The sequence below is a fragment of the Tenacibaculum sp. nBUS_03 genome, assembly GCF_051201695.1.
In the GTDB taxonomy this organism is placed as follows: Bacteria; Bacteroidota; Bacteroidia; order Flavobacteriales; family Flavobacteriaceae; genus Polaribacter.
Genome location: NZ_CP179214.1, coordinates 837,189 through 857,865 on the forward strand (window position 1 = coordinate 837,189; position 20,677 = coordinate 857,865).

20 protein-coding genes are annotated in these 20,677 nt (G+C 30.5%); 12 read left to right on the plus strand and 8 right to left on the minus strand.

The features are described 5' to 3' along the window. Position 1 precedes the first annotated feature (1 nt). The 4 genes from ACMFBB_RS03820 to gldG are packed head-to-tail and all read left to right on the plus strand — an operon-like array spanning position 2 to position 3,174. Positions 2 to 298: a putative quinol monooxygenase gene (locus tag ACMFBB_RS03820; protein ID WP_435263138.1), complete on the plus strand. Its 297-nt coding sequence runs from the start codon at positions 2 to 4 to the stop codon at positions 296 to 298. Further along, positions 298 to 849, plus strand: coding sequence for a GNAT family N-acetyltransferase (locus ACMFBB_RS03825; RefSeq protein ID WP_435263139.1), 552 nt, complete (start codon positions 298 to 300; stop codon positions 847 to 849). Before ACMFBB_RS03820 ends, ACMFBB_RS03825 begins: the two co-directional genes overlap by 1 nt. Then, positions 834 to 1,541: a gliding motility-associated ABC transporter permease subunit GldF gene (gene gldF / locus ACMFBB_RS03830; RefSeq protein ID WP_435263140.1), complete on the plus strand. Its 708-nt coding sequence runs from the start codon at positions 834 to 836 to the stop codon at positions 1,539 to 1,541. The genes ACMFBB_RS03825 and gldF overlap by 16 nt, the downstream gene beginning before the upstream one ends. Then, complete coding sequence (gene gldG, locus ACMFBB_RS03835) at positions 1,534 to 3,174, plus strand: gliding motility-associated ABC transporter substrate-binding protein GldG (protein WP_435263141.1); 1,641 nt, start codon at positions 1,534 to 1,536, stop codon at positions 3,172 to 3,174. The genes gldF and gldG overlap by 8 nt, the downstream gene beginning before the upstream one ends. A 153-nt stretch (positions 3,175 to 3,327) precedes the next feature. Here gldG and ACMFBB_RS03840 read toward each other — a convergent pair whose 3' ends face one another. Further along, a complete protein-coding gene (locus ACMFBB_RS03840) occupies positions 3,328 to 4,086 on the minus strand; it encodes an NAD(P)-binding domain-containing protein (protein WP_435263142.1) in 759 nt (252 codons plus the stop codon). After that, a complete protein-coding gene (locus ACMFBB_RS03845) occupies positions 4,073 to 4,738 on the minus strand; it encodes an MIP family channel protein (RefSeq protein WP_435263143.1) in 666 nt (221 codons plus the stop codon). The genes ACMFBB_RS03840 and ACMFBB_RS03845 overlap by 14 nt, the downstream gene beginning before the upstream one ends. A 102-nt stretch (positions 4,739 to 4,840) precedes the next feature. On the opposite strand from ACMFBB_RS03845, the gene ACMFBB_RS03850 reads away from it, so the two are divergent. Beyond that, positions 4,841 to 5,683, plus strand: coding sequence for a DUF2911 domain-containing protein (locus tag ACMFBB_RS03850; RefSeq protein ID WP_435263144.1), 843 nt, complete (start codon positions 4,841 to 4,843; stop codon positions 5,681 to 5,683). 115 nt (positions 5,684 to 5,798) lie between these two features. On the opposite strand, the gene ACMFBB_RS03855 is transcribed toward ACMFBB_RS03850, so the two are convergent. The 4 genes from ACMFBB_RS03855 to ACMFBB_RS03870 form a co-directional block, all read right to left on the minus strand. Continuing rightward, positions 5,799 to 6,269, minus strand: coding sequence for a GNAT family N-acetyltransferase (locus ACMFBB_RS03855; protein ID WP_435263145.1), 471 nt, complete (start codon positions 6,267 to 6,269; stop codon positions 5,799 to 5,801). Further along, complete coding sequence (locus ACMFBB_RS03860) at positions 6,256 to 7,929, minus strand: sodium:solute symporter (RefSeq protein ID WP_435263146.1); 1,674 nt, start codon at positions 7,927 to 7,929, stop codon at positions 6,256 to 6,258. Before ACMFBB_RS03860 ends, ACMFBB_RS03855 begins: the two co-directional genes overlap by 14 nt. Before the next feature lie 121 nt (positions 7,930 to 8,050). Next, positions 8,051 to 8,785 carry a DUF6503 family protein gene (locus ACMFBB_RS03865; protein WP_435263147.1) on the minus strand — a complete coding sequence of 245 codons (735 nt, stop codon included), beginning with the start codon at positions 8,783 to 8,785 and terminating at the stop codon, positions 8,051 to 8,053. Positions 8,786 to 8,897: 112 nt separating this feature from the next. Next, positions 8,898 to 9,248, minus strand: a complete 351-nt coding sequence (locus tag ACMFBB_RS03870; protein ID WP_435263148.1) for a 4Fe-4S dicluster domain-containing protein — start codon at positions 9,246 to 9,248, stop codon at positions 8,898 to 8,900. Between the two features lie 71 nt (positions 9,249 to 9,319). Between ACMFBB_RS03870 and ACMFBB_RS03875 the strand changes: the two genes are divergently transcribed. The 6 genes from ACMFBB_RS03875 (at position 9,320) to ACMFBB_RS03900 (ending at position 15,561) form a co-directional block, all read left to right on the plus strand. Next, complete coding sequence (locus ACMFBB_RS03875) at positions 9,320 to 10,381, plus strand: acyl-CoA reductase (protein ID WP_435263149.1); 1,062 nt, start codon at positions 9,320 to 9,322, stop codon at positions 10,379 to 10,381. A gap of 52 nt (positions 10,382 to 10,433) precedes the next feature. Further along, positions 10,434 to 11,498 carry a 3-phosphoserine/phosphohydroxythreonine transaminase gene (gene serC / locus ACMFBB_RS03880; protein WP_435263150.1) on the plus strand — a complete coding sequence of 355 codons (1,065 nt, stop codon included), beginning with the start codon at positions 10,434 to 10,436 and terminating at the stop codon, positions 11,496 to 11,498. Positions 11,499 to 11,564: 66 nt separating this feature from the next. Beyond that, entirely contained in the window at positions 11,565 to 12,518 is a 954-nt protein-coding gene (locus tag ACMFBB_RS03885) for an NAD(P)-dependent oxidoreductase (RefSeq protein WP_435263151.1), read from the plus strand. Between the two features lie 3 nt (positions 12,519 to 12,521). After that, positions 12,522 to 13,760 carry a DUF1015 domain-containing protein gene (locus ACMFBB_RS03890; RefSeq protein ID WP_435263152.1) on the plus strand — a complete coding sequence of 413 codons (1,239 nt, stop codon included), beginning with the start codon at positions 12,522 to 12,524 and terminating at the stop codon, positions 13,758 to 13,760. A 14-nt stretch (positions 13,761 to 13,774) separates the two neighbouring features. After that, positions 13,775 to 14,434 (plus strand): YggS family pyridoxal phosphate-dependent enzyme, encoded by a 660-nt coding sequence (locus tag ACMFBB_RS03895; protein WP_435263153.1) that lies wholly within the window; start codon positions 13,775 to 13,777, stop codon positions 14,432 to 14,434. 29 nt (positions 14,435 to 14,463) lie between these two features. Continuing rightward, positions 14,464 to 15,561, plus strand: coding sequence for a 3'-5' exonuclease (locus ACMFBB_RS03900; protein ID WP_435263154.1), 1,098 nt, complete (start codon positions 14,464 to 14,466; stop codon positions 15,559 to 15,561). Between the two features lie 48 nt (positions 15,562 to 15,609). Here ACMFBB_RS03900 and carB read toward each other — a convergent pair whose 3' ends face one another. Both carB and rpmH read right to left on the minus strand, forming a co-directional pair. After that, positions 15,610 to 18,459: a carbamoyl-phosphate synthase large subunit gene (gene carB / locus ACMFBB_RS03905; RefSeq protein WP_435263155.1), complete on the minus strand. Its 2,850-nt coding sequence runs from the start codon at positions 18,457 to 18,459 to the stop codon at positions 15,610 to 15,612. A gap of 106 nt (positions 18,460 to 18,565) precedes the next feature. After that, positions 18,566 to 18,727 carry a 50S ribosomal protein L34 gene (gene rpmH, locus ACMFBB_RS03910; protein ID WP_093871631.1) on the minus strand — a complete coding sequence of 54 codons (162 nt, stop codon included), beginning with the start codon at positions 18,725 to 18,727 and terminating at the stop codon, positions 18,566 to 18,568. A gap of 219 nt (positions 18,728 to 18,946) precedes the next feature. On the opposite strand from rpmH, the gene ACMFBB_RS03915 reads away from it, so the two are divergent. Next, entirely contained in the window at positions 18,947 to 20,560 is a 1,614-nt protein-coding gene (locus ACMFBB_RS03915; protein WP_435263156.1) for a CTP synthase, read from the plus strand. The last annotated feature ends 117 nt before the right edge of the window (positions 20,561 to 20,677 follow it).

The following is a 20,677-nucleotide window of genomic DNA, read 5'->3' on the forward strand; positions in this document are numbered from 1 at the left end:
TATGTTTGTACGTATTGTAAAAATGAGTTTTCATTCTGAAAAAATTGAAGAATTCCTTACAAATTTTAATGATAAGAAAGAATACATACGAAAATCACCTGGTTGTCGTTTATTAGAGTTATATAGAGACAAAACAAATTCTGATATATTTTTTACGTATAGTTACTGGGAAACAGAAGAAGATTTAGAAAATTATAGAAACTCTGAACTATTTAAAGGGGTTTGGGCAAAAACTAAAATTCTTTTTAATGACAAGCCAGTTGCTTGGAGTGTTGATAAATTAGCTTCTTTAATTTAATGAAATTATTATTTACCCCTTTTCCTGCTTTAAAAACTGAACGATTAGTTCTAAGAAAGCTTTTTCATAGCGATGAAAAGGCTACTTTTGAAATACGGTCTAATAAAGAAGTGAATAAATTTATTGACAGGCCTATTCCAAAAAACATATCTGACATTAAATACTTTATAAAAAAAATTGACCAATTAATTAATACTAACAAAGGTGTGTATTGGGTTATCGATTATAATAATACAGTAATAGGGTCTATTGGATTGCGTCATTTTAATAAAGATTTTACTTATGCTGAAGTTGGATACGAATTACATCCTGCTTTTCAAGGTAAAGGATTTATGAGTGAAGCTTTAAAAGAAGTTTTAAACTATGGCTTTAACAAAATTCACTTGAGTGAAATTGAAGCATATACTCACAAAGAAAACAAACACTCGATAAATTTATTGAAAAAATATAGTTTTAATCTTCGTTCTGAAAAAAAAGATGTAGATTTTAAAAATAATATTATTTTAGGATTAATAAAAACAGATTATAACCATCTATGTTCGCTATACTAAAAAAAGAAGTTAACTCATTTTTCTCCTCACCAATCGCTTATTTAGTTATAGGTGTATTTTTACTTGTAAATGGTTTATTTTTATGGGTTTTTAAGGATAATTTCAATATTTTAAATGCTGGATTTGCTGATCTAAATAGTTTTTTTTTCTTATCACCTTGGTTATTTTTATTTTTAATTCCTGCAATTACTATGAAAAGTTTTGCTGACGAACTCAATAGTGGAACCTTAGAAATATTAAAAACTAAACCACTTACCGACTGGGAAATTGTTTTAGGAAAGTTTACAGCTTCTTTACTTTTAGTTTGTATTGCTCTAACACCTACTTTAACGTATGTATACACCGTTTACCTGCTAGGAAATCCAGTTGGTAATATAGACATGGGTAGCACAACTGGTTCTTACTTGGGCTTACTATTTTTAGCAGCAACATATACTAGTATTGGCTTGTATACTTCTACGCTTTCTAAAAACCAAATTGTTTCTTTTATTTTAAGCATGTCCATTACTTTTATTTTATTTTACGGATTTGAATACATAGGAACTTCTATACAGTTTACACAACAATTTGGAATTAACGAACATTTTAAAAGTATTAGCCGAGGTGTTATTGATACTCGCGACATTATTTACTTTTGTAGTGTTACTTTTTTCTTTTTATTCATCACAAAACAACAATTAAAAAATGAATAAAAAAACTCAACATATAGTATACGTTTTCATAGGCTTATTAGTAATAAACTTGATAAGTAAGAGTGTGTATAAACGTTTTGATATCACCAATAACAAACGTTATTCTTTATCAAAAGTAAGTACCTCACTAATAAATAAATTTGAAACCCCATTATTGATAAATGTATACTTAGAAGGTAAGTTTCCTTCAGAATTTCAACGCTTGCAAATAGAAACTCGTCAGTTTCTAGAAGAACTACAAGCTAAAAATTCAAACATACGTTTTCGTTTTATTAACCCTGACAATATTAGAGAGCAGCTTATTAAAGCAGGAATGCTTCCTAGTCGGCTAACCGTTGATGAAAATGGAAACTTATCTGAAGCTATTATTTTCCCTTGGGCAGAAATAAATTATGGTACCAAAACAGAGTTAGTTTCATTATTACCTGATTCAGCTTTAAAAACTCAAGAAGCACAATTGCAAAATGCTATTGAAAAATTAGAATTCTCTTTTGCCAATGCCTTTAGTTTAATTACAAAAGAAACTAAACAAAAAATAGCTGTCATTGCTGGAAATGGAGAACTAAATGACATGTATTTATACAGCATACTTTCTAAATTAAAAGACAAATATAGGCTTGCAAAATTCACATTAGATAGTACCGAAAATAATCCTGAAAAAACATTAAATGACTTAACTAAATTTGATTTAGCTTTTATAGCTAAGCCCACTGAACGCTTTACCGAAAAAGAAAAATTAGTTTTAGACCAATATATAAATAAAGGTGGTAGAAGTTTATGGATGGTAGACACAAATTATGCCGATACTGACAGTTTATATAATGAAGGTAAAATGTTAGCTTTTCCACGTGATTTAAATTTAACAGACTTACTTTTCAGTTACCAAGTAAGAATTAACAATAAACTTATTCAAGATTTATATAGTGCTAAAATTCCGCTGGCAACAGGTAATATTGGCAATCAAGCACAATTCCAGCCCCTAAACTGGTTTTACCACCCGCTAGTTATTGGAAACCCTAATCATCCTATCACTAAAAACATTGCTCCTGTTCGTTTTCAATTTACCACTCAAATTGACACCTTAAAAGGAAACATAAAAAAAACTCCTTTATTTCTATCATCGATACTAACGAAAAAAATTGGCACACCTAACTTTGTAGAACTTCAAAGTATCAGTAAACAACCAGAGGAAAATGAATACAATAGTGGTCCACAATTATTAGCTGTTTTACTAGAAGGAAAATTTACTTCTGCCTATAAAAATCGTGTTAAACCATTTAAAACATCTAATTTCACATCAGATAGCGAGCTGAATAAAATGATTGTGGTTGCCGATGGAGATATCGGAAAAAATCAACTTTTAAAAGGTAAACCTTATGATTTATCAAAAGATAAATGGACAGGTGCGTATTACGGAAATAAAGAGTTTTTATTAAATGCTGTTGATTATTTATTAGATGACTCAGGGCTCATTCAACTTAGAAATAAAACTATTCAAATTAATCTTTTAGATAAACAAAGAGCCTATACTGAAAAACGTTTTTGGCAATTTTTAAATATCGGAGTACCTCTTATACTATTAGGTATATTTGGATTTTCTTTTAATTATTGGAGAAAGAAAAAGTATCAATAAGTAAAAAAATTAAATTGTTTTTTGTTTTATACCTCATTGAAGAATGTTAGCTAAAGAAAAATACAGATACGAGTATTGGCTATTTAGGTTAGTAGCATTTATGGTAGTACGGATTAACTTTAAAATTTATTTTACACCAATAAACAAACAAAATTAAATACTCAATAAATTATCATGAATAAAGGTATATTTCAAAACCCTTTGTACTTTTTCTGAATTGATTATTTTAAATTTTAAAGGCATAGAATTATCAAAAACTGGAGCCTCTTTCTGTAAAACTTTTCTAGCATTAGTATAAAATTCTTCTCGCGTTGGATGATGATTTGAACAAACATTAAACACCTCACCAAAAACATCTTCTGCAATGATCTTTTTAATCACCAATATACAATCATCTTGATGAATCATATTTACAAAACCTTTTGGATGTGGTATTTTCCTATCTTTAAACCAATTTCCTGGTTGCCTATCATAACCATAAAGACCTGCAAATCGAATAATTGTTGTTTTAAAATTTACATTTTTTAAAAATAAATTTTCAATTTCAACTAATGGAGAATTTACAGTTTTATCTTCTTCTCTCATTTCTTTATTCAAGCTAGGATACACAGATGTTGAACTTATAAACAATACTTTTTTTATAGGTGATTTTTCTATTTTAGAAATTAATCGTTTAAAATCAATAACATTTTTAGAAGTAATAGCAATAATAAGAATGTCAGAATCTAAGAAATTATCAACATCATTATCTAATAAAATATCTACTATAAAAGGAATGATTTTTAAGGATTTAAAATCATCTATTTTGTGATTAGAAGTAGTTGACCCCTTAACTTTATATCCATTATTTATTAAATTAATTGCTAATGGTTTTCCTAACCAACCACAACCTAAAATACTAACATTCTCCATCACAACAACTATCGTCTTTTACTAATTTGCATGAAACTACTGCTAGTAATGCACCTAAAATCGGTGCTAAAATATACAACCATAAATGGTCAATGTGTCCAGAAACAATAGCTGGAGCTATAGAACGGGCTGGATTCATAGACGCTTTAGTCATAGGTTCAGCAAACATTGCCTCTAACAACACAACCCCTCCAATAGCTATTCCTGCCATTACTCCTACTTCTTTGCTTCCTGTTGAAACATTGATAATTGTCAGCATTAAAAAAAAGGTCAGTAATAACTCTAAAACGAAAGCCCTCCAAGGTTCTAAAACAGGTATTGTTGCTCCATAATATTCACTATCGGGAAATATAACCCACAAAATTACACTAGCTAATAAAGCACCTAATAATTGAGCTAAAATATACTTGGGAACTTCTTTCCAAGAAAACTTTTTAGCATATGCAAAAGCAATAGTCACTGCAGGGTTAAAATGTGCCCCAGAAATTTCTCCAAAAGCATAAATCATTGCCATTACTATTAACCCCCAAGTTATTGCAACTCCAACATGTGTTAAATCAGCTCCGCCTGTTATTTCATTAACAGTCATAGCTCCTGTTCCACAAAAAACAAGTGAGAACGTACCTATTAATTCAGAAATGTATTTTTTCATGACAGCAAATATACGCTTCGTTATTTTAAGCTTTTGTTAACATTTACCATTTATTTTCGTTGTAATTTTAGCAAACTAATTAAAAACAATTCCATTCATATCATGAAAAAAATATTATTAAGTTTATTTATTGTGGCTTTATCAATGAACATAAATGCTCAAGTAAAAACTCCAGCTCCTAGCCCTTCTTCAAAGCTAGAACAAAAAGTAGGTTTAACTGATGTTTCTATAGAATATTCTAGACCTGGAATTAAGGGTAGAACTATTTTTGGTGATTTAGTTCCCTATGGTAAATTATGGAGAACTGGTGCTAATGGAAATACGAAAGTTACATTTAGCGATAATGTTACTATTGATGGTAAAGAACTAAAAAAAGGTACGTATGCATTATATACTAAACCAGGAAAAACTTCATGGGAAGTAATTTTTTATACTGACTCAAACAACTGGGGAACTCCTAGAAAATGGGACGATAATAAAGTAGCGCTTACAACTGTTGCTAAAGTAGTACCAATGCCTATGAAAATAGAATCATTTACGATTATTATTGATGACCTTACAAACGATTCAGCTGTTTTAGGTATGTTATGGGAAAATATGTATGTAGGTGTTAAATTTAACACTCCTACTGATAAAGGTGTAGAAGCTAGTATTGCAAAAGTTATGCAAGGGCCTAGTGCAGGAGACTATTATTCTTCTGCTGTATATTATTTACAAGAAGGTAAAGATATTGAAAAGGCTAAAACATGGATTAACAAAGCAGTTGATATGACTAAAGATCAACCTCGTTTTTGGTATTTACGCCAACAATCTTTAATCTTAGCAAAAGCAGGAGACAAAAAAGGTGCTATTAAAGCAGCAAAAGCATCTTTGGCTGGCGCAGAAAAAAGAGGAAATACTGACTATATAAAAATGAACAAAGAATTCTTAGCTAAAATGAAATAATTTCTTTTAAAAAAATAAAGTAGCCTGGAAACATAGTTGTTTCCAGGCTACTTTATTTAAAAAACTTAACAATAAGTCAAAGAAGCATATATGCAACTTTACTAATATTATCAAACTACAAAACGTTTCTCAAATCTACTCTCATATTTAATAAGTTCTTTTTAAAACCTGCTTTTTCGTAAGCTTTAATAGCTCCTATATTTTCAGTATAAACATCAAGGCGAACTTCATGTATTTTTTTAGCCGAAATCCAATCAAATAAAGCTTTGATTAAAATTTTATTCATCCCCTTTCCCCTATATGAAGGAATTGTGTACATAAACCCTAAATAAGCAAACTTATCAAACTTAAAATATGTTTTGGGAGTTACAACGCTTGCATATCCTGAACTTACAGGTATATTATCACTATCAACTACTACTATCACCTCAATATCATCAGCTGAAATCATTGCTTTAATATCATAATATGATATTTTTCCTTCTTTTAAAGTTATATCAAAAGGTCGCTCGGCCCTGATAATCTCTTGTTCAAACTCTAATAACACTGGTAAATCATCCAGTGTTGCTTTTCTAGTTCTTATCATTTATTAATATATTATTATCTAACATTTGTATCAATATTGCCAATAACATTACCAATCCACAACCTAAAGCATTTAACCACAAATACGGTAACCAATCTAAATACCAAACAGTAATAATCATAATCTGTGTTATAATTGCTGCTACGAACACGGCATTTCCTTTAACAAATTTTATAAAAAAAGCTAACAGAAACACCCCTAAAACATTACCATAAAAAATAGATCCAATAATATTTACTAATTGAATAAGGTTATCAAATAAATTTGCTACACAGGCAACTATTATTGCTAAGATTCCCCAACCTAAAGTAAACCATTTCGACATTTTTACATAATGTGCATCAGAATACTCCTCAGTTACATTCCTTTTGTATAAATCCATCGCTGTTGTTGAAGCTAAAGCATTTAATTCAGAAGCTGTAGATGACATAGCAGCAGATAGTATTACTGCTAACAACAAACCTATCAATCCTTTAGGTAAATTATTTAATATGAATTGAATGAATACATAATCTTTATCATTTGTTTCAACCTTAGAATCCGCTTTCTCTATAATTTTTTTTGCTTTATTCTTAAGTATCTTGTCTTGTTCATTTAACTTCTGAATTTGTTTTTTATTATCGACAGTTAACCCTTGAAAAATTAATGTTTTCTTTTCATTTTCAATTTTCTGATGTTCAGTTTCTAACAGCGAATACTCCAAAGCATATTCAGATTTAGCAACCGCTTCTTGTGCTTTAGGATTAAAATTTAATGGTGAACTATTAAATTGGTAAAACACAAACACCATTACCCCTACTAATAAAATAAAAAACTGCATAGGCACCTTTAACAACCCGTTAAAAATCAACCCTAACTGACTTTCCCTTACGGATTTACCCGATAAATACCTTTGCACCTGACTTTGATCAGTACCAAAATACGAAAGCATTAAAAAGGTACCACCTAAAACACCCGTCCAAACTGTATATCTATTATTTAAATCCCAAGAAAAATCCAAGACTTGCATTTTATCACTCGCCCCTGCTATTTCTAATGCTTTGCTAAATGTGATTCCATCAGGTAAGTAATCCAAAATAATATAAAAGGCGATAAACATACCCGCAAAAATCACTCCCATTTGTTGTTTTTGAGTTACGCTTACTGCTTTTGTTCCACCGGAGACAGTATAAATAATAACTAATACACCAATAATTACGTTTAAGGTTATTAAATCCCACCCTAATACAGCAGATAATATAATAGCAGGTGCAAAAATGGTTATCCCTGCCGCTAAACCTCTTTGAACAAGAAACAATATAGCTGTTAAAGTTCTCGTTTTTTTATCAAACCTACCTTCCAAAAACTCATAAGCTGTAAAAACCTTTAATTTATGGTAAATAGGTATAAAAACTAAGCAGATAATTACCATTGCTATGGGTAATCCAAAATAAAATTGAACAAACCCCATTCCACTATGAAAAGCTTGACCTGGAGTAGATAGAAAAGTAATGGCACTTGCCTGTGTTGCCATTACAGACAATCCAATTGTCCACCATTTAGTATCATTCCCTCCTTTTATATACTCTTCAACGTTTTTACTACCTTTAGTTTTCCAAGCTCCATAAATAACAATAAACGCTAACGTTATCGAAAGAACTATCCAATCAACACTTTGCATACTCTTAGTTATTAAAAATATTAGTAATTATATAAAAAAGTACCAAGTACACTAAATTGGCTACTAAAACAAGTGTGTATTCACGTTTCCATGTATATTTTTGAAGACTCATACTATTATTTTATTGTTTAGGTTTTTCAAAAAAACTATCTGCTAATGGCGCTTTACTTAACAATGCTGAAGAAAACTTAGTAGGTTCTCTAGTAGGTGCTAACGGATTACCTTCTTCATTTTTCTTGTACCAAGTTATTGATTTTGGCAACACTAAACCGTTAACATTTTCCCAATCATTATATCTAATAATGTTAAACTCACTAGATGGTTTTTTAGAAAAATAAGTAACAGTGTATCCTAACCATTCCATTTGATATGTTTCAGGATGGTAATATATAAAATAATTATCATCAGGAGAAGTTCCTACATTTGCTTTATATGAAATTTTTATACCTGGGTAAGATACTCCCTCAAATTCTATGGCTTTAGTTTCTGAATATATAATACCATCATCAGTCAATACAAAAGGCATTGCATAGAAATAAAAATACAAATTATAATAAAACTCAGGATTTCCTTTAAAAGCAGCTAAATCTTGTTCTTTCAACCAAACATTTTCTCCATCAAATCCTAATGAATATTTATCTGTATTCACAAGTGCTTTTCTTGAATTTAAATCAGTGGTATGCTCTTCATTTTTTACAGTAAAAGTTACTGTTTTAAAACTTCTCCAAACATCAAACCCTCCATGCTTTTCTATAACTTTACTGAGATTCTCTGGATATTTTTTCTGTTTTTTAATAGATTTATTACACGATATTACTACTACCAAAACTAGTAGTACTAAAAATATTTTTTTCATTTTATAAAACGGTTTGTAAGTTTTTGTCGAAAATAGTTTTTGAAATTACGTTTTTTAAAACAAAAAAATCCTGAGTAGAAACTCAGGATTTAAATATATTTTTCAAAAAAAATTATTCGTTATGCATAAAACGTTGTTTTCCTAAAAGCTCTTCATCAGTTTCAACATTATCATCATCAGGCACACAACAATCTACAGGACAAACAGCCGCACATTGTGGCTCTTCATGAAACCCTTTACATTCAGTACACTTATCAGCAACTATATAATAAATTTCATCTGAAATAGGCTCTTGCTCTTCTTCTGCATTCGCATTCTCTCCATTGGGTAATACAATATCACCCTCCAAATCGGTACCATCAGCATAACGCCAATCATCAGCACCTTCATATATAGCAGTGTTTGGACACTCTGGCTCACAAGCACCACAATTTATACATTCATCTGTTATTATAATTGCCATAATAAATCACTTTCAGTTTTGTAACTTTGCATTTGCAAAAATAGTTCCAATTTAATTTAGAACCAAAATAAATGGATAACACAAAAGGTAGAATAAAAACTTTTAATGAATTAGGAAAATTTTTAGGTCAGTTTTCTACAGAAAAAATAGCTCAAAAAGAAAATGTACTTCATAACGATTTATTTTTTGACGGCTTTAAACATCAGTTAAAAATAGCAGGTGAAAACAATACTTGGTTCACCAATGACAATTTACTTTTTGCTACTAAAAGTTGGGCAGAAGCATTAACAACTGAAAACTTAACTCAATGGACTAAAAATGAACAACTAGGCAATAACACCCCTAAAAATGTTGCAGTAATCATGGCAGGAAACATTCCTTTAGTTGGTTTTCATGACTTTTTATCTGTACTAATCAGTGGACACTCTATAACAGTAAAACAATCATCAAACGACAAGCATTTACTTCCATTTTTGGCTAAATATTTAGAGTATGTTTCTCCCGAACTAAAAGGTAAAATAATTTTCACAAATGAAAAGCTAACTTCTTTTGATGCTGTGATCGCTACCGGAAGTAATAATACTGCTCGGTATTTTGAATATTATTTTAAAAACAAACCTAATATAATAAGAAAAAGCAGAAATTCTGTAGCTGTTATTACTGGTAACGAAACTGAAAGCGATTTAGAAAGTTTAAGTGATGATATTTTTAAATATTTTGGTTTAGGTTGTCGTTCTGTATCTAAAATTTTTGTTCCTAAAAACTATAATTTTGATAGCTTTTTTAAAGGAATGTATAATCGTCATGAAATTATCAATAATGCAAAATATGCTAATAATTATGATTACAATAAAGCTGTTTATTTAATGAGCGAATTTGATATTCTTGAAAATGGTTTTTTAATGATTAAAGAAGATAAAAGCTATGCTTCCCCTATCGCTTCCGTTTTTTATGAGTACTATGATAATTTAGATGATTTGAAGATAAAATTATTTAAAGATAAAGAACAAATACAATGCATTGCGTCGTCAAATTTTATTGAAAATGAAATTCCTTTTGGTCATACTCAAAAACCTAAATTATGGGATTATGCTGATGGAATTAACACCCTTGACTTTTTAGCAAATATATAAGATTTAAAACTTACATAATTAGCATCTTTGCTTAACAACACACTAGTAAAAAATGAAAAAACATAACTTTAGCGCAGGCCCATGTATTTTACCTCAAGAAGTACTTCAAAAAGCTTCTGAAGCTGTTATTAATTTTAACAATGATAATTTATCATTAATTGAAATTTCACATAGAAGTAAACCTTTTGTTGATGTTATTGAAAATGCTAGAAGTTTGGCTTTAGAACTATTGGGTCTACAAAATAAAGGCTATAAAGCACTCTTTTTACATGGAGGAGCTAGTTCTCAGTTTTTAATGACAGCTTATAATTTGTTAAATAAGAAAGCTGCATATTTAAATACAGGAACATGGAGTAGCAAAGCTATAAAAGAAGCTAAGTTATTTGGAGATTTAACTGAAGTAGCTTCTTCTAAAGATAAGAACTTCAACTATATCCCTAAAGATTATTCAATTCCTAAAGATGCTGATTATTTTCACTGTACAAGTAACAATACTATTTACGGTACTCAAATGAAAAGTTTTCCTGAAACTTCAATTCCAATGATATGTGACATGAGTTCTGATATTTTTTCTCGTCAATTAGATTTTTCTCAATTTGACTTGATTTACGCAGGAGCTCAAAAAAATATGGGCCCTGCAGGAACAACATTGGTTATTATTAAAGAAAATATTTTAGGAAAAGTTGAACGAGCAATTCCATCTATGCTTAGCTATCAAACTCATATAGAAAAAGATAGTATGTTTAACACTCCTGCTGTTTTTCCTATATATGTATCTATACTAACATTAGAGTGGTTAAAAGATTTAGGAGGGATAGATTTTATTGAGAGTGTTAACAAACAAAAATCGGCACTATTATACAATGAAATAGATAGAAACCCTTTATTTAAGGGAGTCGTTGAAAAGGAAGACAGAAGCCACATGAACGCAACTTTTATATTAACTAATAGTGAAATAGAAGAAAAGTTTAATTTAATGTGGCAAGAAGCAAACATTAATGGACTCCATGGGCATAGAAGTGTAGGTGGATATAGAGCAAGTATGTATAATGCATTACCTTTATACAGTGTTCAAGCTTTAGTTGATGTAATGCAAGAATTAGAAAGAAAAGCATAAAAATAACGTCATTATATATTTAAAAAGATTTTTCTTTTTTACTTATGATGTCAAATTGAATTAAAAATGAAAATATTAGCAAACGATGGTATTTCTCAAAGCGGAATTGACGCTTTAGAAGAAAAAGGTTTTGAAGTTTTAACGGTAAAAGTGGCTCAAGAGCAACTTATAAACTATATAAATGAACATAATATAGATGCTGTATTAGTTAAAGGCATCACACAAATACGAGAAGAATTAATAGAAGCTTGCCCAAGTATTAAATTAGTTGGATGTGGCGGAATTGATATGGATGGTATAGATGTTGATTTTGCAAAAGAAAACGGTGTACATGTTATAAATACACCCGAAGCCACCTCTGAAGCTATTGCTGAACTTGTTTTTGCACACTTGTTTGGTATGGTACGGTTTTTACATCAAGCCAATAGAGAGATGCCTTTGGAAGGAGAAACAAGGTTTAATGCTTTAAAAAGAGAATTTGCTGCTGGCATAGAGCTAAAAGGAAAAACCTTAGGCATTATAGGTAATGATCCTTCAGGAAAAGATGTTGCTAAGATTGGTCTTGCTGTTGGAATGAAAGTTATATTTTCTGGAAGTTATTCAGATGAAAACACTATAACAATTCCTTTTTACAATGGTCAATCTATAGACATCGAAGTCGATACAGAACCTTTAAAAGAAGTATTAAAAATTGCTGATTTCATTACTTTCCACTCTAGTTCTAATGAAGGATATATTGTAGGAAATGAGCAATTAAAAAATATGAAAGATGGTGTAGGTATAGTTAATGCTTCACAAGGAGGTATTTTGGATGAAGTTGCGTTAGTAAATTACATTGAAAGCGGTAAAGTTAAATATGCTGCTTTAGATGTGTTTGAAAATGAACCATCCCCAGAAATTCAACTATTAATGAATACTGATATTTCACTATCTCCACATATTGGATCATCTACTCTTGAGGCTCAAAATAGAATAGGTACTGAGTTAGCAAAGCAAATTATTGAATTACTTTCTGAATAAAATATGGCAGTTGTAAAACCTTTTAAAGCTGTTAGAGCTACACGTGATAAAATAGCATTAGTGTCTTCGAAATCATATGAAGCATACTCTTCAGAACAACTACATGCAAAACTAGCGTTTAATCCTTTTTCATTTTTACATGTTGTAAACCCTGGCTACAAATATCACCAACAAGAAATAGCTGGTGATCAACGTTTTAAATTAGTTCACAATCGCTACCTTGAATTTAAAGAAGATGGATATTTTACACAAGATGAAATTCCAGCATTTTACATTTATAAAAAAATAAATCCCACAGATTCTTTTTGTGGAATTATTTCAGCTACTTCTGTTAGTGATTATCACAATGATGTGATAAAAAAGCATGAAGGCACTTTAAGAAAAAGAGAGTTATTGTTTGAAGATTATCTTAAAAATACTGGTTTTAACGCTGAACCTGTATTATTAACGTACCCCGATAATGACGAAATCACTTCTATAATAAATAAATATCAAGAAAACAGGGCTGAATACGAATTTACAACAAGTGATAAGGAAACTCACTTACTTTGGGTTATAAGTAACATAGTAGACATTGAAAAAATCACAAGTGCTTTTGAAAAAGTAGAGACGTTATATATTGCAGACGGGCATCATCGATCTACTTCTTCATGCATGCTTGCTGAACATTTAGCAAAAGAAAACCCAGACCATACAGGGAATGAAAATTATAACTTTTTTATGAGTTATTTATTACCAGAAAGTCAACTAAACATTTATGAATTTAATCGATTTATAAAAGACTTAAATGGGTTAACCGTTGATGGCTTTCTCATTGAATTAGATACTATTTTCAAAATAGAAAATAAGGGTTTAGAATTATATAAGCCAAAAGAAAAACATAATTTCAGCATGTACTTAAATGGTGATTTTTACTCTTTAACTCTTCGTAAATCTGCTTATAAATTCACTAATGAGTTAAGTAAATTAGATGCTCAAATTTTATATCAAACGGTTTTAAAACCAATTTTAGGAATCGATGATATTAGAAATGATTCTAAAATAATTTACTCACAAAACAAATCAGGAGGATTAGAGTTGAAAACCAAAGTAGATGAAGGAGCTTTTAAAGTATCGTTTGGGATGTTACCTACCAATATTAATGAGTTAAAAAGAATTGTAGACGCTGACTTATTAATGCCTCCTAAAACCACCTATATTGAACCTAAACTAAGAAGTGCGTTAACTATTTATGAGTTTTAAATTTTATTGTAATAATGATTAAAGAAAATATACTAAAAATTAAAAAATTATTACCCAAACATGTTACATTAGTAGCAGTTTCTAAAACTAAACCTGTTTCAGATATTCAAGAAGCATACGATGCTGGCCAAAGAGTATTTGGTGAAAATAAAATTCAAGAAATGGCATCAAAATTTGAGGTGCTTCCTAAAGATATTGAATGGCATATGATTGGACATTTACAAAGAAATAAGGTAAAATACATGGCTCATTTTGTAAACTTAATTCATGGTGTTGACAGTTTAAAAACTTTACAGGAAATAAATAAACAAGCTAAAAAACACGATAGAATAATTAATTGTTTACTACAAATAAAGATAGCTAAAGAAGATTCTAAATTTGGATTATCATTTGAACAAGCAAAAGAAATACTAAGTTCGGAAGAATTTAAGAATCTTCAAAATATAAAAGTCGTGGGACTAATGGGTATGGCTACATTTACTGACAATGAACAACAATTATCTGATGAATTTTCATCACTGCATACATTCTTTTTAAAAGAAAAAATAAATAGCCCAGAATTAACTACACTTTCAATGGGAATGAGTGGTGATTATGAACTAGCTATAAAAAATGGTAGCAATATGGTAAGGATTGGCAGCAGTATATTTGGTCATAGAAATTATATTGCTTAGATTTACATTAACCGCTTAAAGAGGAAGAATTGTACGCAGTTGTAGATATTGAAACCACAGGAGGAAAATTTAACGAAGAAGGTATTACTGAAATAGCCATTTATAAATATGACGGTCATCAAATTGTAGATCAATTTATTAGCTTAGTTAATCCTGAAAGAGAAATTCAAGAGTTTGTTGCTAAACTTACAGGTATTAATAATAAAATGCTTAAAAATGCCCCTAAATTTTATGAGGTAGCTAAACGAATTATTGAAATAACTCAAGATTGTATTTTAATTGCTCATAATGCTAATTTTGATTACAGAATTTTACGAACAGAATTTGGTCGTTTGGGCTATGACTACAATAAAAATACTTTATGTACAGTTGCTCTTAGTAAAAAAATAATTACAGACTCTCCTTCTTATAGCCTCGGTAAACTTTGCAGGCATCTAGGCATTCCTGTTACTGATAGACATAGAGCCAGTGGTGATGCACTTGCAACCGTTAAGCTTTTTAAACTGCTTTTAGATAAAGATATTGACAAAGATATCATACAGCAATCAGTAAAATACTTTGATAATAGGCATGAAAAGCAACGTATTTTAAACATATTAAATAAACTCCCTGAAACACAAGGTATTTTTTATATTCATAATCAAGAAGGTACTATTATTTTTATAGGTAGAGGTACTAATATTAAATTGGAAGTTAATAAGCAATTTTTAAAGAAAACTTCAAAAGCCGAAAAAGTATTTAAAAGAGTACATGAAGTAACTTATGAGGAAACAGGAAACCCACTACTTACTCGCTTAAAATATCATTTAGACTTAGACAGTGTTCGTCCGAAATATAATATTATTCGCAAACGTAAAAAAAACAATACAAACTTCAATAATAGTACATTTTTAATAATTGATAAAGGAAGAACTCCTGAAGAGCATGCTGTAATTTTAATAGAAAAAAATGTTGTAATTGGGTTTACTTTTACCAATTTGGCTTTTCAAGAAAATCAAATAAATATTTTAAAATCAATGCTAACTCCTATTGAAAACAAAGGGCTAGCTAAAACAATTATCAAAAACTATTTATTAAGAAATAAAGTTCAAAAAATTATTCGTTTGGAAACCGAAGAAAATATTTAATTTTTTTTGCAAAAAAAATCCGAAGGTTACCCTTCGGATTTTTTTATGTTATTTGCTTAAATACATTTTTCTTCGTGAATACAAGTCATAAAACTGATCATCTCGCAAGCTATCAATAAATAAGATACTTTCTCCTGTACTCTTCATTTCTGGCCCTAATTTTTTATTTACTTTAGGAAACTTATTGAAAGAGAATACTGGTTGCTTTATTGCAAAGCCTTCTAATTGTGGGTTAAAGTTAAAATCTGTTACCTTCTTTTCCCCTAACATCACTTTTGTAGCGAAATTCACGTATGGCTCTTTGTATGCTTTCGCTATAAAAGGCACTGTACGTGATGCACGAGGATTGGCTTCGATTATATAAACTTTATCATCTTTAATAGCAAATTGAACATTTATTAACCCAACTGTTTTTAATTCTAAAGCTATTGTTTTTGTATACTCTCTAATTTGCTCTAAAACCAACTCACCTAGATTAAAAGGAGGTAACGTTGAATTAGAATCACCCGAATGCACACCACAAGGTTCAATATGCTCCATGATACCTATAATGTAAACATTCTCACCATCACAAATTGCATCAGCCTCAGCTTCGATAGCTCCATCTAAATAATGATCTAATAATAATTGATTTCCTGGCATTTGGCTTAAAAGAGATACCACATGCTTTTCTAACTCTTCTTTATTAATTACAATCTTCATTCCTTGTCCCCCTAATACATATGAAGGACGAACTAAAATAGGAAAATCTAGCACTTCTGCTATTGCAGCAGCTTCATCAGCTGTTGTAGCAATATCAAATTCAGGATAAGGTATATTATTCTCTTTTAATAAATTAGAAAACAACCCTCTATCTTCTGCTAAATCTAAAGCTTCAAAACTAGTACCTAGAATTTTAATTCCATACTTAGTTAATTTTTCAGCAAGCTTTAAAGCGGTTTGTCCACCTAATTGGACAATTACACCCTCAGGCTTTTCATGCTTAATAATATCATAAATATGCTCCCAAAAAACAGGTTCAAAATATAATTTATCGGCTGTATCAAAGTCGGTAGAAACTGTTTCAGGATTACAGTTAATCATGATAGTTTCATAACCACACTCAGCAGCAGCTAAAACACCATGAACACAACAGTAATCAAACTCAATACCCTGTCCAATTCTATTTGGTCCAGAACCTAAAACGATTACTTTTTTCTTGTCACTAACAACACTATCGTTATGAGGATAACGCTTGCCATTTGACTCCATATCGTTTTCAAAAGTTGAATAGTAATACGGTGTCTTTGCTTCAAATTCAGCAGCACAAGTGTCTACTAATTTATAAACACGATTGATTCCTAGTTCTTCACGCTTTTTATAAACTTGACTCTCTAAACATCCTAACATATGAGCTATCTGACGATCTCCATACCCTTTTTGTTTAGCTTCTAATAATAACTCTTTATCTAATGTATCAATTTTGAAAGTAGATATTTCATTTTTAAGCAAATGTAATTCTTCATATTGCTTTAAGAACCACATATCTATTTTTGTGATTTCATGAATTCTACTTAAAGGAATTCCCATTGCAATTGCATCATAAATAATAAAAACACGATCCCAAGAAGCATTCGTTAACTTCTCTATTATTTCGTCGTAGTTTTTATTTTCTTTTGCATCTGCACCTAATCCATTACGTTTAATTTCTAACGACTGAGTGGCTTTGTGAAGAGCTTCTTGGAATGATCGTCCAATTCCCATTACCTCACCTACAGACTTCATTTGTAACCCTAAAGTTCGTTCAGAGCCTTCAAATTTATCGAAATTCCAACGTGGAATTTTCACAATTACATAATCTAATGTAGGCTCAAATAAAGCCGATGTAGATTTTGTTATTTGGTTTTGTAACTCATCTAAATGATACCCCATAGCTAGCTTAGCAGCAACTTTTGCAATAGGATACCCAGTGGCCTTACTTGCCAATGCTGAAGACCTAGAAACACGTGGGTTAATTTCAATAGCTATAATTTCTTCCTTTTCATCTGGACTTACAGCAAATTGCACGTTACATCCTCCTGCAAAATCACCAATAGAACGCATCATATGAATAGCCATATCACGCATTTTTTGATAGGTTTTATCGCTCAAAGTCATTGCTGGTGCAACAGTAATAGAATCTCCTGTATGAATTCCTATTGGATCCATATTCTCAATAGAACAAATAATAACCACATTATCATTTGAATCTCTCAATAATTCTAACTCGTATTCTTTCCAACCAATTAAAGCTTTATCAATCATTACTTCATGGACTGGAGAAACCTCTAAACCACGTCTTAATAATTCGTCAAATTCTTCTTCTTTATATACAAAAGATGCTCCTTCACCTCCTAACGTAAAAGAAGCTCTAATAATTAAAGGAAAACCAAATTCTTGAGCAATCTCTTTACCTTTTAAAAAAGAAGTTGCAGCAGCTTGAGGTGCCATAGGAACACCTATATCATCCATTAAAAGTCTGAATTTATCACGATCTTCAGTAATATTAATAGCATCAATATTAACTCCAATGATATCTACATCAAAATCTTCCCAAATACCTTTCTCATCAGCTTCAATACATAAATTTAATGCTGTTTGACCACCCATAGTTGGTAAAACAGCGTCAATATGAGGATGCTCTTTTAATATTTGAACAATAGACTTAGTATTTAACGGTAATAAATACACATGGCTCGCCATTGACGGATCAGTCATAATTGTTGCAGGATTAGAATTGATTAAAATTGTTTCTATCCCATCTTCTCTAAGTGATCTTAATGCTTGTGTTCCTGAATAATCAAACTCACATGCTTGACCAATAACGATAGGCCCAGATCCGATAATTAAAATTGACTTAAGGTCTTTTCTTTTAGGCATTACTTATTTTGTTGTATGGTTGTGTATAAAAATAATAAATTACTTGGGTACAAAAAAAGGCGTTACTATTAAAAAGTAACACCTCTATATGAATGACGTTATATCATTATTTCTTTGGTCTTGGAGCTGAAGAAACAGTTAAACTTTTTCTTCCTTTAGCTCTTCTTCTTGCTAATACTTTTCTACCATTAGCAGAAGCCATTCTTTCTCTGAAACCGTGTTTGTTTCTTCTCTTTCTCTTTGATGGTTGGTACGTTCTTTTTGGCATTACTTATATTTTTAAAATATCTTCTTTAAATTATGTCTTGCTTTTGTGAAATTCCGTCTGCTAAAAGCGTGGGCAAATATACAATAGTTTTTTTGTCTGACAAATCCATTATTTATTTTTTTAAAAATATTTGTTGCTTTATTGGAAGTGCATCTTTTTGCACTTTTTTGTTTGCTAAAATTATTAGACTTCTTACTTTTGCCCAAACCTAAGAATACCATGAATAACACTAAATACGTTTTTGTAACAGGAGGCGTAACTTCTTCACTTGGAAAAGGAATTATAGCAGCTTCTCTAGCTAAATTAGTACAAGAAAGAGGTTTTTCTGTAACCATACAAAAACTTGACCCCTATATCAATATTGACCCAGGAACATTAAACCCATATGAACACGGAGAATGTTATGTTACTGATGATGGGGCTGAAACTGACTTAGATCTAGGGCACTATGAACGTTTTTTAAACATCCCTACTTCACAAGCTAATAATGTTACTACTGGTAGAATATATCAGTCTGTCATTAACAAAGAAAGAAAAGGAGAGTTTTTAGGTAAAACTGTTCAAGTAATACCTCATATTACTGATGAAATTAAGCATCGCATACAAATTTTAGGGAATACTGGTGACTATGATATCGTTATCACTGAAATTGGTGGGACTATAGGAGATATAGAATCTTTACCTTATATAGAAGCTGTTCGTCAGTTGCAATGGCAATTAGGCGAGGAAAACGTAATTGTTGTTCATTTAACATTAGTTCCTTATTTAGCAGCTGCTGGTGAACTAAAAACAAAACCAACCCAACACTCTGTAAAAATGTTAATGCAAAGTGGTGTAAGTCCTGATATTTTAGTGTGCCGTTCAGAACATGAAATAAACGATACTATAAAACGTAAATTAGCCTTATTTTGCAATGTTAAGCAGCAAGATGTAATTCAATCTTTAGATGCTGAAACTATTTATGATGTTCCTAACTTAATGTTTGCCGAAGGTTTAGATTATGTTGTTCTAGAAAAACTTCGTTTGTCAACAAGAAAACAACCTAAATTAAAAGCTTGGAACAAATTTTTAGAAAAACATAAAAACCCAACTTCTACCATCCAAATAGGCTTAGTTGGTAAATATGTTGAATTGCATGATTCATATAAATCAATAACCGAAGCATTTATTCATGCAGGGGCAGCTAACAAAACAAAAGTAAATGTTCGATGGATACATTCTGAAGAGTTAACTCCTGAAAATGCAGCTTCGCAACTTGAGGGACTTAATGGTGTTTTAGTAGCTCCTGGTTTTGGTGATAGAGGTATTGAAGGAAAAATTTCGGCAGTTAAATATGTTCGTGAAAACAATATTCCATTTTTAGGTATATGTTTAGGTATGCAAATGGCAGTGATTGAATTTGCTAGAAATATTTTAAACTTAAAAGAAGCAAATTCTACTGAAATGAACCCTACTACTAAGCATCCTGTTATCAATTTAATGGAAGATCAAAAAGGGGTTACTGAAAAAGGTGGAACTATGCGTTTAGGAGCATGGGACTGTCAATTAAATCAAGACTCTAAAGTTTTTAATGCATACAAAGACGAAATTATTAGTGAACGTCATCGCCATCGCTTTGAATTCAATAATAAATATAAAGAGCAAATTGAAAACGCTGGTATGCATACTACTGGTATTAATCCTAAAACAGGATTAGTAGAAATAGTTGAAATACCTTCTCACCCTTGGTTTGTTGGTGTTCAATATCATCCAGAATATAAAAGTACAGTATTAAATCCTCATCCTTTATTTGTCGATTTTATTAAAGCTGCACTTAAACAATCTAAAAATTAATTTAAAATCCTGCAAAATTGACTTGCAGGATTTTTTATTTAAAAACGGAATAGCATTTGTACTACACTATATATCAAAATTAATCACCGTAAAACTCTTTAAAATACACAGGGTTTT

What these genes read in the sequence shown, in the direction of transcription:
- ACMFBB_RS03915 (WP_435263156.1), top strand. Translation starts at nt 18,947, where the DNA reads ATGAATAACACTAAATACGTTTTTGTAACAGGAGGCGTAACTTCTTCA.
- carB (WP_435263155.1), bottom strand. Translation starts at nt 18,459, where the DNA reads ATGCCTAAAAGAAAAGACCTTAAGTCAATTTTAATTATCGGATCTGGG.
- rpmH (WP_093871631.1), bottom strand. Translation starts at nt 18,727, where the DNA reads ATGCCAAAAAGAACGTACCAACCATCAAAGAGAAAGAGAAGAAACAAA.
- ACMFBB_RS03855 (WP_435263145.1), bottom strand. Translation starts at nt 6,269, where the DNA reads ATGATAAGAACTAGAAAAGCAACACTGGATGATTTACCAGTGTTATTA.
- ACMFBB_RS03845 (WP_435263143.1), bottom strand. Translation starts at nt 4,738, where the DNA reads ATGAAAAAATACATTTCTGAATTAATAGGTACGTTCTCACTTGTTTTT.
- ACMFBB_RS03850 (WP_435263144.1), top strand. Translation starts at nt 4,841, where the DNA reads ATGAAAAAAATATTATTAAGTTTATTTATTGTGGCTTTATCAATGAAC.
- ACMFBB_RS03895 (WP_435263153.1), top strand. Translation starts at nt 13,775, where the DNA reads ATGATTAAAGAAAATATACTAAAAATTAAAAAATTATTACCCAAACAT.
- gldG (WP_435263141.1), top strand. Translation starts at nt 1,534, where the DNA reads ATGAATAAAAAAACTCAACATATAGTATACGTTTTCATAGGCTTATTA.
- ACMFBB_RS03885 (WP_435263151.1), top strand. Translation starts at nt 11,565, where the DNA reads ATGAAAATATTAGCAAACGATGGTATTTCTCAAAGCGGAATTGACGCT.
- ACMFBB_RS03875 (WP_435263149.1), top strand. Translation starts at nt 9,320, where the DNA reads ATGGATAACACAAAAGGTAGAATAAAAACTTTTAATGAATTAGGAAAA.
- ACMFBB_RS03890 (WP_435263152.1), top strand. Translation starts at nt 12,522, where the DNA reads ATGGCAGTTGTAAAACCTTTTAAAGCTGTTAGAGCTACACGTGATAAA.
- ACMFBB_RS03825 (WP_435263139.1), top strand. Translation starts at nt 298, where the DNA reads ATGAAATTATTATTTACCCCTTTTCCTGCTTTAAAAACTGAACGATTA.
- ACMFBB_RS03840 (WP_435263142.1), bottom strand. Translation starts at nt 4,086, where the DNA reads ATGGAGAATGTTAGTATTTTAGGTTGTGGTTGGTTAGGAAAACCATTA.
- ACMFBB_RS03820 (WP_435263138.1), top strand. Translation starts at nt 2, where the DNA reads ATGTTTGTACGTATTGTAAAAATGAGTTTTCATTCTGAAAAAATTGAA.
- serC (WP_435263150.1), top strand. Translation starts at nt 10,434, where the DNA reads ATGAAAAAACATAACTTTAGCGCAGGCCCATGTATTTTACCTCAAGAA.
- ACMFBB_RS03865 (WP_435263147.1), bottom strand. Translation starts at nt 8,785, where the DNA reads ATGAAAAAAATATTTTTAGTACTACTAGTTTTGGTAGTAGTAATATCG.
- ACMFBB_RS03870 (WP_435263148.1), bottom strand. Translation starts at nt 9,248, where the DNA reads ATGGCAATTATAATAACAGATGAATGTATAAATTGTGGTGCTTGTGAG.
- ACMFBB_RS03860 (WP_435263146.1), bottom strand. Translation starts at nt 7,929, where the DNA reads ATGCAAAGTGTTGATTGGATAGTTCTTTCGATAACGTTAGCGTTTATT.
- gldF (WP_435263140.1), top strand. Translation starts at nt 834, where the DNA reads ATGTTCGCTATACTAAAAAAAGAAGTTAACTCATTTTTCTCCTCACCA.